Origin of the sequence: Paracoccus simplex, assembly GCF_042648325.1 — a bacterium.
Taxonomy (GTDB): domain Bacteria; phylum Pseudomonadota; class Alphaproteobacteria; order Rhodobacterales; family Rhodobacteraceae; genus Paracoccus; species Paracoccus simplex.
In genome coordinates, this window is sequence record NZ_JBHRXE010000037.1 from 208,495 (window position 1) to 221,634 (window position 13,140).

The following is a 13,140-nucleotide window of genomic DNA, read 5'->3' on the forward strand; positions in this document are numbered from 1 at the left end:
GCAGATCGGGCGCGGTCGCCGGAACGCGAAGGTTCCCGGGGGTATTTGGGAAACGGTGAAAGCGAGCGTGTCATTCACCGTTTCCCAAATACCCATACGGCAGTGCCGCAGAAAACCCGGCCCCGAGGCAGGGACCGGGTCGAGCCAGGCTCAGATACGCTCGATGGCCAGCGCGATGCCCTGACCGCCACCGATGCACATGGTGATCAAGCCCTTGCTGCCGCCGGTCCGCATCAGCTCATACATGGTCTTGATGGTGACGATGGCGCCGGTCGCGCCGACCGGATGGCCCAGCGCGATGGCGCCGCCGTTCGGGTTCACCCGGGCGGGATCGAGGCCGAGCCCCTTGTTCACCGCCAGCGCCTGGGCGGCAAAGGCCTCGTTCGATTCGATCACGTCGAAATCGCCCGCCTTCAGGCCGGTGCGCCGCAGCAGCGCCTCGACCGCCGGCACCGGGCCGATGCCCATGACTTCGGGACGCACCCCGGCCACGGCATAGCCGAGCACGCGGAACAGCGGCCGGGCGCCGGCCGCCCGCGCCGCCTCGGCCCGGGCCAGCACCAGCGCCGCCGCGCCGTCGTTGATGCCCGAGGCATTGCCGGCGGTGACCGTGCCGTCCTTTTGGAACGCCGCCTTAAGCCCGGCCAGCTTCTCCAGATCCGTCGATTTCGGGTGCTCGTCGGTGTCGAAGGCCACCATGCCCTTGCGGGTCTTGATCTCGACCGGGACGATCTGCTCCTTGAAGCGGCCTTCGGCGATGGCGGCGGCGGCGCGCTTCTGGCTTTCCAGCGCGAATTCGTCCTGCGCCCGGCGCGAGATGTCGTGCTCGCGGGCGACGTTTTCCGCCGTCACCCCCATATGGCCGGTGCCCATCGGGCAGGTCAGCGCGCCGACCATCATGTCGAGCATCTGCACGTCGCCCATCTTGGCGCCGAAGCGCGCCGCCGGCACGGCATAGGGGGCGCGGCTCATCGATTCCGCGCCGCCCGCCACGGCGAAATCGGCATCGCCCAGCATCAGCGCCTGTGCGGCCGAGACGATGGCCTGCGCCCCCGAGCCGCAGAGCCGGTTCACGTTCATCGCCGGGGTGGTGTCCGGTACCCCGGCTTCCAGCATCGCCACCCGCGACAGGTACATGTCGCGCGGCTCGGTGTTCAGCACATGGCCGAAGACCACGGTGCCGATGCGATCGGCGCCGATGCCGGCACGCTCGATCGCGGCGCGGGTCACGGTGGCGGCCAGCTGGATCGGCGGCACGCCCGCCAGGCTGCCGCCGAAGGTGCCGATGGCCGTGCGCGCCCCGGACAGAATGACGATTTCGTTCTCGGACATGATGCCTCCGGTCATGCTGGAATTTTATTACTCGTAGCGGCGGCGTGGCGAACGGAAAAGCCCCGCCTCTTGCAACGTTGCGGAAACCGGGCAAAATGCGGCCATGACGAACGATCCCCGGCTCAGCCTCCGTCTGCATTTCGATTCCGGCCTGACCTTCGGGCGCGGCAAGGCCGATCTGCTGCAAGGCATCGACGAGGAAGGCTCGATCTCGGCCGCCGGGCGGCGCATGAAGATGAGCTATCGCCGCGCTTGGTCCCTGGTCGAGGAGATGAATGCGCATTTCGACGCCCCCCTTGTCGACAGCAGCCGCGGCGGCGCCAAGGGCGGCGGGGCCCAGTTGACCGAACGGGGCCGGCAAGTGCTGACCGATTACCGGGCGCTGGAGGCGCTGCTGCGCGACCAGGGCGCGGGGCAACTGACGCGGCTTTGCACCGGGCAGCGATCTGTTCCAGAGTAAATAACGGTTGCCAGCCATGCCGCCGCTTGGTTATGTCCATCGAACCATAACGAATGGACCAGCCCGATGCGTCTATCTTTCCTTGCCGCCGCCCTGATCGCATTTGCACCCGCCGCGCAGGCCGACGAGATCACCATCTTTGCCGCCGCCAGCCTGAAGGACGCGCTGGACGAGATCGCCGTCGATTGGCAGAAGCACCATGACGATACGGTGGTGATCTCCTATGCCGGCAGTTCGCAGCTTGCCAAGCAGATCCAGGAGGGTGCGCCGGCCGACCTGTTCATCTCGGCCTCGACGGACTGGATGGACGCGGTGCAGGAATCGGGCGATATCGACCCCGCCACGCGCAAGGATCTGCTGGGCAACACGCTGGTGCTGGTCGGCACCGGCAAGCCGGCCGAGGCAGCCGTGACCGAACTGCCGGCCCTGCTGGGCGACGGCAAGCTGGCCATGGCGCTGGTCGATTCCGTGCCGGCCGGGCAATATGGCAAGGCGGCGCTGACCTCGCTGGGCCTTTGGGACAAGGTCGAGGGCCAGGTCGCGCAGGCCGACAACGTCCGCACCGCGCTGAAGCTGGTCGCGACCGGAGAGGCGCCGCTGGGCATCGTCTATGGCAGCGATGCCGTGGCCGAGAAAGGCGTGGGCGTGGTCGCCGCCTTCCCGGCCGACAGCCATGAAGACATCACCTATCCGGGGGCGGTGACCAAGGCCGCCGATACGCCGCAGGCCGCCGCCTTCCTTGACAGCCTGTCGCAGGAGCCGGCAAAGTCGATCTTTGAATCGCAAGGCTTCACCGTCACGCAATGATCCCGACCGACTGGCTTGGCCCTCAGGAATGGCAGGCCGTGCGCCTGTCCCTGCGGGTGGCCGGCGTCGCCACGCTTGCCAGCCTGCCCTTTGCCGTCGCCATCGCCTGGCTTCTGGCGCGGCGGCGGTTTCCCGGGCATGGGCTGCTGAGCGGCCTTGTCCACCTGCCGCTGATCCTGCCGCCGGTCGTCACCGGCTATCTGCTGCTGGTGACCTTCGGCACGCAGGGGCCGGTGGGCAGCCTGCTGAAGCCGCTGGGCATCGTCTTCGCCTTTCGCTGGACCGGCGCGGCCCTGGCCTGCGGCATCATGGCCTTCCCGCTGATGGTGCGCGCCATCAGGCTGGGCTTCGAGGCGGTGGACCCCCGGCTGGAGCAGGCCGCCGCCACCCTGGGCGCGCCGCGGGCCTGGATCTTCCTGACCGTGACCCTGCCGCTGATCGTCCCGGCGATCCTGGCCGGCGCCACCCTGGGCTTTGCCAAGGCGATGGGCGAGTTCGGCGCCACCATCACCTTCGTCTCGAACATTCCGGGCCAGACCCAGACCCTGCCCTCGGCCATCTATGCGCTGCTGCAGGTGCCCTCGGGCGATGCCGCGGCGCTGCGGCTGGTGCTGGTCTCGGTGGTGATCGCCATGGCGGCGGTGCTGGTCTCGGAATGGCTGGCATGGCGCATGTCGGGACGGCGCTGATGCTGGAAGTCGCGTTTCGCCACCGCTTCCCCGGACTTTCGCTGGATGTGGCCTTCCGGGCGCCGGGCGGGGTGACGGCGCTGTTCGGCCCCTCGGGCTGCGGGAAAAGCACGGCGATCAACGCCATCGCCGGGCTGTTGCGCCCCGACCAGGGCCGGATCGCGCTTGACGGGCGCCTGCTCCTCGACGGCGCCACCAACCTTTCGCCGCAAGCCCGGCGCATCGGCTGCGTGTTCCAGGATGCGCGGCTGTTCCCGCATATGACGGTGGCGGCGAACCTGCGCTATCCCTCGCGCTGGCGGCCCGGCGCGGCCCGCGACTTCGACCGCATCGTCGGGATGCTGGCGCTGGAACCGCTGCTGAAACGCCGCCCCGGCACACTGTCGGGGGGCGAGCGCCAGCGCGTCGCCATCGGCCGGGCGCTGCTGTCGGACCCGGCATTGCTGGTGATGGACGAGCCGCTGGCAGCGCTGGACGAGGGCCGCAAGGCCGAGATCATGCCCTGGCTGGAACGCCTGCGGGACCAGATCCGGCTGCCGATCCTCTATGTCAGCCATTCGGTGCCCGAGGTGCTGCGGCTGGCGACCACGGTTGTGCTGATGCGGCAGGGCCGTGTCAGCCATTCCGGCCCGCTGGCCGAGATCCTGGCCGACCCGGCGCTGGCCCCGCAACTGGGCGCGCGCGAGGCGGGGGCGCTGATCCGCGCCACGGTCGAGGGCCGCGAGCCCGACGGCATGACCCGCGTCGCCACCGCCGGCGGACCGATGCTGCTGCAGGAACTGGACCTGCCCCCCGGCCGGGTGCTGCGGCTGCGGATCCTGGCGCATGAGGTGATGCTGGCACGCGCGGCGCCGCAGGGCCTGTCGGCGCTGAACGTGCTGCCGGTCACGGTGACGCGGGTCGAGGGCGGGCTGGTGCAGCTGGCCCTGGGCGATGAGCGGATGCTTGCGCAAGTCACGCCGCGCTCGGTCAAGGCACTGGAATTGCAGCCGGGCATCGCCTGCCATGCCATCGTCAAATCGGTCTCGGTCCTGCCCAGCTAGGCCCGGTCGAGGCTTTGTCATTTGCGCAGCGCCCGGAGTTACGCTTATGCTGCCCGCAAAAAACATGAGGGCAGTATGAACAGGTTTCTCAAGCTCGCCATTGTCGGGCTGGTGGCCTCTTGCGGAGGGGGCGGGAACTACAAGGCACCGCGCAATCTGGAAAACGCCTGCGCCCTGGCGGCGGAACGTCCCGCCTATATGCGGGCGATGAAGGCGACCGAGCGGCGCTGGGGTGTCCCGGTGCATGTGCAGATGGCGACGATCCACCAGGAATCGAAATTCATCGGCGATGCGCGGACGCCGCATCGCTATGCGCTGGGAATCATCCCGATGGGCCGGCAAAGCTCGGCCTATGGCTACAGCCAAGCGCTGGACGACACCTGGGACGATTACCGCAAGCAGACCGGCAACCGCCGCGCCCGGCGCGACGACATCCGCGACGCCACCGATTTCATGGGCTGGTACATGAACGACTCGGCGCGGATGCTGGGCATCTCGAAATGGGATGCCGGCGCGCAATACCTGGCCTATCACGAAGGCCGCAACGGCTTCACCCGCGGCTCGCACAATTCCAAGCCCTGGCTGATGAACGTGGCCGGCAAGGTCCAGACCCGGGCCGAGCTTTACCGGATGCAGCTCGCCTCCTGCCGCTGACCTGCCGGCGGCCGCCCGCAGCGGCGCGGCCGCCCATGGGTATTTATGAAACGATGAAAGACGGAGGCGCGGCGCGCGCGCTTCTCTGTTGTCCCAATACCCGTGCCGGCCGCCCTGCCGGCGCGGCGCCTTGGGCACGGCGTCCGCAACCCGCCCGCAGCCCTATCGGCGGCGGGCGATCTCGTTCTCGATGGCGAAGGTCGAGGGTTTGAAGGACACGCCGGTCTTCATGTCGCCCAGGATGACCGTGGTGCGCTTTCCGGCATCATCGGTCACCACCCATTGCCGCAACTGCGTCGGGTTGGCGGTAAAGACCATCTGGATATTGCCGTATTCCGGATGCTGCGGATCCTGGGCGGTGACGACGGTGGTGTTCTTCTTCTCGGCATAGCCGGTCACCATCCGGGCCTGGCCCAGGTTGATGTTCGGCGCCAGGATCAGCGACAGCGGCGTCTTGGACAACGGATATTGCTGCGGCGCGCTGCGGGTCTTGCCGTCGAACACCGCCACCTGCCCGGCCGAGGCCAGCACCAGGGTGCGATCCCCCTTGTATTCGAACCGCACCCGGTTCGGGCGGTGGATATAAAGCACCCCGGTCGAGATCGACCCATCGGCATTCACCTGGGTGAAATCCGCCGTGGCGGTCTTCAGGCCGTTGAGATAGCGCGAGATCTCGTTCAGCGGGATCTTCTCGGCCAGGGCGGGGAAGGCCATGGCAAGGCACAGGACGGGCGCAAGGGCGAGCGTTTTCAGTTTCATGGGCTGGATGATACCGATCCTTCGATGTCTTGCACATCACGTTCACTGGATGCGCGGCCTCTCAACGCTGACAGCGGTGTGAGCGTTCCTTCAAGGCATTTGCGTCGGGCCTTTCCGGGCGCGAAGCCGGCGCCGAATTTTGCGGGGAATTTTGCGGGACGCGGCCTAGAGCCGCCGCCCGGTCAGCAGCCGCGGCATCGGATGCAGGCTCAGCCCCGCCGCCTGCCGCATGAAGCCGCGCCGCAGCGGCGGGAGGGCATCGACCAGGCCCATGCCGATCTCGCGTGCGGCGCGCAGCAGCGGATTGACGTTGGAGAACAGCGTGTTCACCCCGTCCATGCCCAGCGCCAGCGCCGTCGCGTCCGGGCGGCGCCAGTCCTGATAGCGCGCCAGGACCAGCTCGGCGCCGATATCCTCGCCGCGGCGGCGGGCGGCGACCAGAACCTCGGCCAGCGCCGCCACGTCGCGCAAGCCCAGGTTCAGCCCCTGCCCCGCCACCGGATGCACGCCATGCGCCGCATCGCCGACCAGCGCCAGGCGCGCATCGACATAGCGTTCCGCCAGGGTCAGGTTCAGCGGATAGGAGAATCGGGGACCGGCCAGCCGGATCTCGCCCAGGAAATCGCCGAAGCGCGGGCGCAGCGCCGCCAGGAATTCCGCATCCGGCAGGGCGATGATGGCGCGGGCCTGGGCCGCGGCCTCGGACCAGACGATCGAGCTGCGATTGCCCGGCAGCGGCAGGATGGCCAGCGGGCCGGTGGGCATGAAATACTGATGCGCGGTGCCGTGATGCGGCAACGCGTGATCGACCGCCGCCACCAGCGCGATCTGGCCGTAGTCGCGGCCGGTGCGCCGGATGCCGGCGCGTTCGGCCACGCCCGATTGCCGGCCGTCGGCGCCGACCAGCAGCCGGGCCCGCAAATCGCGGCCATCCGACAGCGCGACCCTGATGGTCGCGCCCTCGACCTGCTGCGCGGTGACCGAAACCCCCGGCAGATGCGTGACCCGGTCGCGCATCGCGGCCAGCAGCGCGCGATAAAGGAACCTGTCTTCAAGCATGTAGCCCAGCCGGCCCTCTTCGATCTCGGCGCCGTCGAAATGCAGGCCGAAGGGGCCGGGCCCGTCGCCGGGGGCGCCTTGCGTGGCCTCGACCCTGCGGATCTCCTGCGCCTTGTCCGCCAGATCGCGCCACAGCCCCAGCGCCGCCAGCAGCCGCTGCGAGGCCAGGGCCAGCGCATAGGCGCGGCCGTCGAAGGCATCGCCGGCGCGGGCATCGGCGGGACGCGCGTCCACCACCGCCACGGTCAGGCCGGCATCCGCCAGCGCCAGCGCCAGGGCCGGGCCGTTCAGCCCGCCGCCGGCGATCACCACATCGAAATCCGTCATCATGGCCCCGCACTATGCCTGTCGCCCGAACAATGTCCATGTAACAAAGCCGCGCGCCATGCGCCATTGCGGGCGCCCCCGCGCCGGGCTAGCCTGAGCCAGGATTGGCAGGGCAGGAATGTCGGGGAAGCGGATGGATTGGCTCAGGGCATCGGCGGCGGAACAGGGGCGGGCCATCCTCGCCGGGTTGATCAGCCCGGTCGGGCAGGCCGAAGCCTATCTCGAGGCCGCGGCGCGCCATCCCTATGGCAAGCGCATCTATGCCCGGCTGACCCCGGAACGCGCCCGCGCCGAAGCCGTCGCCGCCCATGACCGCGCCCGCGCCGGGCTGCGGCGCGGATTGCTGGACGGGGTGGCGATCAGCTGGAAGGACAATATCGACAGCGCCGGCACCGCGACCGAGGCCGGCTCGCGCCTGCTGGCCGGGCGGGTGCCGGAACGCGACGCCGCCATCCTGGCCGGCGCCACGCTGGACGGGCTGGTCTGCCTGGGCAAGACCCACATGACCGAGCTGGCCTTTTCCGGCCTGGGCGTGAACCCGATGACGGCGACGCCGCCGAACAGCATCGACCCGGCCCTGGCGCCGGGCGGCTCAAGCTCTGGCGCGGCGGTGTCGGTGGCGCTGGGACTGGCGGCGGCGGCCATCGGCAGCGACACCGGCGGCTCGATCCGGGTGCCGGCGGCATGGAATGGGCTCGTCGGCTTCAAACCCACCACCGGCGCGGTGCACGGCAAGGGCATCGTGCCGCTGTGCCGGCGCTTCGACGTGGCCGGCCCCATCGCCCGCACGGTCGAGGATTGCGCCGAGCTGTTCGCGGTGCTGCGCGGCGAGAATGCGCCGGATCTTTCCGATGCCAGCCCGGCCGGGTTGCGGCTGATGGTGCTGGACGGCGTGCCCTTCGACGAGGCGCGCGAGGCCCCGGTCGCGGCTTTCCAAGATGCGGCGGACCGGCTCGCCAAGGCCGGCGCCCGCATCACCCATGCCGCGCCGCCCTGCGTGGCCGAGGCCATGGCGCTGGCCGCGATCCTGTTCGCCCCCGAGGCCTATGGCATCTGGCGCGACCAGATCGAGGACGCGCCCGAGCTGATGTATCCGCCGATCCTCGACCGGTTCCGCGGCGGCAAGGAGGTTCTGGCCGCCACCTATGTCGACGGCTGGGAGGAACTGGCCCGGCTGCGCGCCAACTGGGACCAGCTGGTCGCCGGCTTCGACGCGGTGATCCTGCCGACCGCGCCGATCCTGCCGCCGCCGGTGAACCGGCTGTTGACCGAGCCGGATTTCTTCGCGCGCGAGAACCTGCTGACCCTGCGCAACACCCGGATCGGCAACCTGCTGAACCTGCCCGCGATCAGCCTGCCCACCGGTCATCCGGCCTGCGGGATCATGCTGATGGGCCGCTCTGGCCATGACCGCGCCCTGCTGGCCGCCGCCGCCGCGGCCGAGGCCGCCTTGCGCTGACCCCCGGATTTCTTGGGGAAACCCCCGGAAAACCCGGGTCCGTCGCCCGCGAAACTCTGGACGCATGGGGGGATTGCCGGTAATCTTGGCCGCGAACGGGGCGCAACGACCCCGAATGAGAGGCAGCCATGGCAATTCCCGAGCGGTTCTCGAACCTGCCGGATTACGCGTTTCCGCGCCTGCGGAAACTGCTCGCGGGTATCGAACCCGGGGGCGATCCCCTGATCCTGACCATCGGCGAGCCGCGCCACGCGCTGCCGGATTTCGTCGGTCCGGTCATGGCCGAGAGCATCGCCGATTTCGGCAAATACCCCGCGAACGAGGGCACGGCCGAGTTGCTGGCGGCGATCTCGGGTTGGCTCCAGCGCCGCCACGGGCTGGATGTGGCGCCCGAGCGGATCATGGCGCTGAACGGCACGCGCGAGGGGCTGTTCAACGCCGCCCTGGCGCTGGCGCCCGAACGCAAGAACGGCCAGCGCCCGGCGATCTTGGTGCCGAACCCGTTCTATCAGGTCTATGCCGTGGCCGCCGCCGCCGTCGGCGCCGAGCCCGTCTTCGTGCCCGCCGCGCCCGAGACCGGGCACCTGCCGCGCTTTGCCGACCTGCCGGCGGCGGTGCTGGAGCGCGCCACGGTGGCCTATCTGTGTTCGCCCGCCAATCCGCAGGGCAGCATCGCCTCCGAGGATTATCTCGAAGAACTGATCGCGCTGGCCGAGCGGCACGATTTCCTGGTCTTTGCGGACGAATGCTATTCCGAGATCTGGCGCGACGCGCCGCCGCCCGGCGCGCTGGCGGTGGCGACGCGCATGGGGCTGCCCGACCGGGTGGTGATGTTCAACTCGCTGTCGAAACGTTCGAACCTGCCGGGGCTGCGCTCGGGCTTCGCGGCGGGCGGCGTGGAACAGATCGCCCAGATGCGGCGGTTGCGCAGCTATGCCGGCGCGCCGCTGCCGCTGCCGGTGCAGCGGGTCAGCGCCATGGCCTGGGGCGACGAGGGCCATGTCGAGGCCAGCCGCGCGCTTTATCAGCAGAAATACGCCATCGCCGATCGGGTGCTGGGCAATGTGCCGGGCTATCAGCCGGTGCAGGGCGGCTTCTTCCTGTGGCTGCCGGTCCCGGACAGCGTCGGCACCGGCGAGGATGCGGCGAAGAAGCTTTGGGCCGAAGCCGGCATCCAGGTGCTGCCCGGCGCCTATCTGGCCCGCGACGGCCAGGCCGGCAATCCGGGCCGGAATTTCATCCGCGTGGCGCTGGTCGCCCCGGCGGAGCAGACCGAGGCGGCGCTGAACCGCCTGAAAAACTGTTTGTATCAAGGGGGTTGACGCATGGCGAGCTGGCAGGCGAAACACCGCGATCCGCTGTTCGACCAGAGCACGCAGGCGGCGCTGGAACGGCGCGGCAAGGAACTGCTGGGCGCGGGCCTGGTGATCCTGGGCGTGCTGATCGCGATGATGCTGGTCAGCTATTCCCCCGACGATCCCAGCTTCATGTCGGCGACCGACCAGCCGGCGCAGAACTATCTGGGTCGTTTCGGGGCCTATGTCGCCTCGGCGCTGTTCATGATCACCGGCTATGGCACCTGGGTTCTGGTGGTCGGCGCCGTGGTCTGGGGCCTGCGGCTGATGCTGCACCGGGGCGAGGAGCGGCTGATGCGCGGCATCTTCCTGCCCATCGCCATGGTGCTGGTGTCGATCTATGCCACCTCGATGGCCCCGCCCCCGGGCTGGACGCAAAGTTTCGGCCTGGGCGGCCATCTGGGCGACATGCTGATGGGCGGCATGCTGTCGGCCATGCCGATGAAGGCCTCGATCGCCATCAAGGTTCTGGCGCTGCTGACTGCCGCGGGCGCCCTGGCCTTCCTGGCCTTCGTTCTGGGCTTCGACCGCAAGGAGCTGACGGCGATCCGCGGTTTCCTGGCCGAGGGGCTGGCCACCGCCCGCATTCTGGCGCTTCATGCGGTGGATCGCGGCGCGCGGCTGTCCTCGGGCGCGGCGCGCGGGCTCAAGACCCGCGCCGAGGCCCGGCGCGATCGCGTCGGCCGGGCCGGGGCGGCCGCCCTGCCGCAGGCACCGCGCAGCGGCCTGCCGGGCCTGCGCCCTGCCCCGGCGCCGCTGGCCGAGGACCGCGATTTCGCGCCCGAGCCCGAGCTGATCGACCCCGACACCCATTATGCCGAGGATGACGAGCCGCCCTCGAACGCCGCCATCAGCGCCCGCATCACCGATGCCATCCGCACCCGCTCGGACGGCAACAGCCTGCTTTCGGCAGTGACCGCGCGGCTGGCCGGCGCCCGCGCCGCGCCGGCGCGCGCCGAACCGCCGCTGAGCGCCGATGAGGACGAGGACGAGGGCGAGGATTTCGCCAACCCCGTCAGCGCCGCGCCCTTCGGCGCCGAGACGCCGCGCGTGGTGGTGCCGCCGAAGAAGCCCGCGCCCTCGCGGCAGGCGCAATCCGAGGCGCAGCCGGCGCTGCGTTTCGACGAGGCGGCCGGCCATTACGAGCATCCGCCGCTGTCGCTCTTGACCGCGCCGACCACCGTCGAGCGCCACCAGCTCTCGCAAGAGGCGCTGACCGAGAACGCCCGGATGCTGGAAGCGGTGCTGGACGATTACGGCGTCAAGGGCCAGATCACCGAGGTCCGGCCCGGCCCGGTGGTCACGCTTTACGAGCTGGAGCCGGCGCCGGGGCTGAAGGCCAGCCGGGTGATCGGCCTGGCCGACGACATCGCACGCAGCATGTCGGCGCTGTCGGCGCGGGTCTCGACCGTGCCGGGGCGCAGCGTGATCGGCATCGAGCTGCCCAATGCCCGGCGGGAGAAGGTGGTGCTGCGCGAGATCCTGGCCTCCAAGGCCTATGGCGACGGCACCCAGCCGCTGCCGCTGGCGCTTGGCAAGGATATCGGCGGCGGGCCGGTGGTGGCGAATCTGGCCAAGATGCCGCATTTGCTGATCGCGGGGACCACCGGCTCGGGCAAGTCGGTGGCGATCAACACCATGATCCTGTCGCTGCTCTACAAGCTGACGCCCGAGGAATGCCGGCTGATCATGATCGACCCCAAGATGCTGGAACTGTCGGTCTATGACGGCATCCCGCATCTGCTGTCGCCGGTCGTCACCGACCCCAAGAAGGCGGTCGTCGCCCTGAAATGGGTGGTGGGCGAGATGGAGGAACGCTATCGCAAGATGTCCAAGATGGGCGTGCGCAACATCGAGGGCTATAACGGCCGCGTGAGCGAGGCGCTGGCCAAGGGCGAGTTGTTCAAGCGCACCGTGCAGACCGGCTTCGACGAGGATACCGGCGAGCCGGTCTTCGAGACCGAGGAATTCCAGCCCGAGACCTTCCCCTATATCGTCGTCATCGTCGACGAGATGGCCGACCTGATGATGGTCGCCGGCAAGGAGATCGAGGCCTGCATCCAGCGCCTTGCGCAGATGGCGCGCGCCTCGGGCATCCACCTGATCATGGCGACGCAGCGGCCCTCGGTCGATGTGATCACCGGCACGATCAAGGCGAACTTCCCGACCCGGATCAGCTTCCAGGTCACCTCGAAGATCGACAGCCGCACCATCCTGGGCGAACAGGGTGCCGAGCAACTGCTGGGTCAGGGCGACATGCTCTACATGGCCGGCGGTTCGCGCATCACCCGCGTCCACGGGCCCTTCGTTTCCGACGAGGAAGTCGAGGAGGTGGTGAACCACCTGAAAAGTTTCGGCCCGCCCAGCTACATGTCCGGCGTGGTCGAAGGCCCGGACGAGGAGCGCGCCGACAGCATCGACCAGGTGCTGGGGCTCAGCACCGGCGAGGGCGGCGATGCCGAGCTTTACGACATGGCCGTCGCCATCGTGGCCAAGGACCGCAAATGCTCGACCTCGTATATCCAGCGCAAGCTCGCCATCGGCTACAACAAGGCCGCGCGTCTGGTCGAGCAGATGGAGGAACAGGGCGTCGTCACCCCCGCGAACCATGTCGGCAAGCGCGAGGTGCTGGTGCCGGAGGTGTGAGCGACGCGCTTCGGGATGAAAGCAGGGCCGGGCCATGGCGCCCGGCCTTTTCATTGTGGCGAGGGCGCATGGAGGGCCGGGCAGGGTTAATTTGACTGATATGGCCGATCAGCGGTCACGGGCGCCGGACCGGCCTCCCGTGCGTGCGCGTGGCGGCGTCGAGCGCGGGATGGTTCAGCCCGCCCGCTCTCTGACGCGGCGGCCAAGGCCCGGTCCCGTCACGCGCAGTCCCGGCTTTTCGCCATGCGCGATTCTGTGAAGGCATCGCCCGATCCGGAAAGCCATCTCGCCCCCGCCAAGGCCAGAAACATGTCCGGCTTTGCCCTGATGATGGGACAGGGTAAGGCTGCCTGCAGAAGTTCCTGCAGAAGCATTATGTTATGTGGATTTCCTGGTGGAGCCGAGGGGAATCGAACCCCTGACCTCATCATTGCGAACGATGCGCTCTACCAACTGAGCTACGGCCCCATCGGCGTGCTATCTCGCCCAGCCGCCGCGCCTTGTCAAGAGCCGCGCGACCGGCCCGCATCGCTTTTTCGGCGCCGGTCGC

Annotated in this window: 11 protein-coding genes and 1 tRNA gene; 8 read left to right on the forward strand and 4 right to left on the reverse strand. The window is 69.2% G+C overall.

The window, feature by feature from the left end; genetic code table 11:
• Positions 1 to 150: 150 nt before the first annotated feature.
• Entirely contained in the window at positions 151 to 1,332 is a 1,182-nt protein-coding gene (locus ACFOMP_RS13810) for an acetyl-CoA C-acyltransferase family protein (RefSeq protein WP_379031515.1), read from the reverse strand.
• Positions 1,333 to 1,435: 103 nt separating this feature from the next.
• On the opposite strand from ACFOMP_RS13810, the gene ACFOMP_RS13815 reads away from it, so the two are divergent.
• From ACFOMP_RS13815 to ACFOMP_RS13835, 5 genes are all read left to right on the forward strand, one after another.
• A complete protein-coding gene (locus tag ACFOMP_RS13815; RefSeq protein WP_289892978.1) occupies positions 1,436 to 1,792 on the forward strand; it encodes a winged helix-turn-helix domain-containing protein in 357 nt (118 codons plus the stop codon).
• A gap of 66 nt (positions 1,793 to 1,858) precedes the next feature.
• A complete protein-coding gene (gene modA, locus ACFOMP_RS13820; RefSeq protein ID WP_379031518.1) occupies positions 1,859 to 2,599 on the forward strand; it encodes a molybdate ABC transporter substrate-binding protein in 741 nt (246 codons plus the stop codon).
• The gene (gene modB, locus ACFOMP_RS13825; RefSeq protein ID WP_289892976.1) at positions 2,596 to 3,288 is read left to right on the forward strand and encodes a molybdate ABC transporter permease subunit; all 693 of its coding nucleotides are present in this window, start codon (positions 2,596 to 2,598) and stop codon (positions 3,286 to 3,288) included. Before modA ends, modB begins: the two co-directional genes overlap by 4 nt.
• Positions 3,288 to 4,331 carry a molybdenum ABC transporter ATP-binding protein gene (gene modC, locus ACFOMP_RS13830; protein ID WP_379031630.1) on the forward strand — a complete coding sequence of 348 codons (1,044 nt, stop codon included), beginning with the start codon at positions 3,288 to 3,290 and terminating at the stop codon, positions 4,329 to 4,331. The genes modB and modC overlap by 1 nt, the downstream gene beginning before the upstream one ends.
• A gap of 75 nt (positions 4,332 to 4,406) precedes the next feature.
• On the forward strand, positions 4,407 to 4,985 hold the full coding sequence (locus tag ACFOMP_RS13835; protein ID WP_289892975.1) for a transglycosylase SLT domain-containing protein: 579 nt from the start codon (positions 4,407 to 4,409) through the stop codon (positions 4,983 to 4,985).
• Positions 4,986 to 5,147: 162 nt separating this feature from the next.
• Here ACFOMP_RS13835 and ACFOMP_RS13840 read toward each other — a convergent pair whose 3' ends face one another.
• Positions 5,148 to 5,744, reverse strand: coding sequence for a LolA family protein (locus tag ACFOMP_RS13840; protein WP_289892974.1), 597 nt, complete (start codon positions 5,742 to 5,744; stop codon positions 5,148 to 5,150).
• A 165-nt stretch (positions 5,745 to 5,909) separates the two neighbouring features.
• Positions 5,910 to 7,133, reverse strand: a complete 1,224-nt coding sequence (locus ACFOMP_RS13845; protein WP_379031522.1) for a UbiH/UbiF/VisC/COQ6 family ubiquinone biosynthesis hydroxylase — start codon at positions 7,131 to 7,133, stop codon at positions 5,910 to 5,912.
• Between the two features lie 130 nt (positions 7,134 to 7,263).
• Here ACFOMP_RS13845 and ACFOMP_RS13850 point away from each other — a divergent pair, with 130 nt between their 5' ends.
• The 3 genes from ACFOMP_RS13850 to ACFOMP_RS13860 all read left to right on the forward strand — a co-directional run bounded on the left by ACFOMP_RS13850 (position 7,264) and on the right by ACFOMP_RS13860 (position 12,590).
• Positions 7,264 to 8,589, forward strand: a complete 1,326-nt coding sequence (locus ACFOMP_RS13850) for an amidase (RefSeq protein WP_379031525.1) — start codon at positions 7,264 to 7,266, stop codon at positions 8,587 to 8,589.
• A 128-nt stretch (positions 8,590 to 8,717) separates the two neighbouring features.
• A complete protein-coding gene (locus ACFOMP_RS13855; RefSeq protein WP_379031528.1) occupies positions 8,718 to 9,911 on the forward strand; it encodes an aminotransferase class I/II-fold pyridoxal phosphate-dependent enzyme in 1,194 nt (397 codons plus the stop codon).
• Positions 9,912 to 9,914: 3 nt separating this feature from the next.
• Positions 9,915 to 12,590, forward strand: a complete 2,676-nt coding sequence (locus ACFOMP_RS13860; RefSeq protein ID WP_379031531.1) for a DNA translocase FtsK — start codon at positions 9,915 to 9,917, stop codon at positions 12,588 to 12,590.
• Between the two features lie 392 nt (positions 12,591 to 12,982).
• Here the strand turns inward: ACFOMP_RS13860 and ACFOMP_RS13865 are convergent.
• Positions 12,983 to 13,058, reverse strand: a tRNA-Ala gene (locus ACFOMP_RS13865).
• Positions 13,059 to 13,140 lie beyond the last annotated feature (82 nt).

Bases quoted from the DNA above. Each gene is read 5' to 3' on its own strand.
- ACFOMP_RS13815 (WP_289892978.1), top strand. From the start codon at position 1,436: ATGACGAACGATCCCCGGCTCAGCCTCCGTCTGCATTTCGATTCCGGC.
- ACFOMP_RS13845 (WP_379031522.1), bottom strand. From the start codon at position 7,133: ATGATGACGGATTTCGATGTGGTGATCGCCGGCGGCGGGCTGAACGGC.
- ACFOMP_RS13835 (WP_289892975.1), top strand. From the start codon at position 4,407: ATGAACAGGTTTCTCAAGCTCGCCATTGTCGGGCTGGTGGCCTCTTGC.
- modA (WP_379031518.1), top strand. From the start codon at position 1,859: ATGCGTCTATCTTTCCTTGCCGCCGCCCTGATCGCATTTGCACCCGCC.
- ACFOMP_RS13860 (WP_379031531.1), top strand. From the start codon at position 9,915: ATGGCGAGCTGGCAGGCGAAACACCGCGATCCGCTGTTCGACCAGAGC.
- modB (WP_289892976.1), top strand. From the start codon at position 2,596: ATGATCCCGACCGACTGGCTTGGCCCTCAGGAATGGCAGGCCGTGCGC.
- ACFOMP_RS13855 (WP_379031528.1), top strand. From the start codon at position 8,718: ATGGCAATTCCCGAGCGGTTCTCGAACCTGCCGGATTACGCGTTTCCG.
- ACFOMP_RS13850 (WP_379031525.1), top strand. From the start codon at position 7,264: ATGGATTGGCTCAGGGCATCGGCGGCGGAACAGGGGCGGGCCATCCTC.
- ACFOMP_RS13810 (WP_379031515.1), bottom strand. From the start codon at position 1,332: ATGTCCGAGAACGAAATCGTCATTCTGTCCGGGGCGCGCACGGCCATC.
- ACFOMP_RS13840 (WP_289892974.1), bottom strand. From the start codon at position 5,744: ATGAAACTGAAAACGCTCGCCCTTGCGCCCGTCCTGTGCCTTGCCATG.
- modC (WP_379031630.1), top strand. From the start codon at position 3,288: ATGCTGGAAGTCGCGTTTCGCCACCGCTTCCCCGGACTTTCGCTGGAT.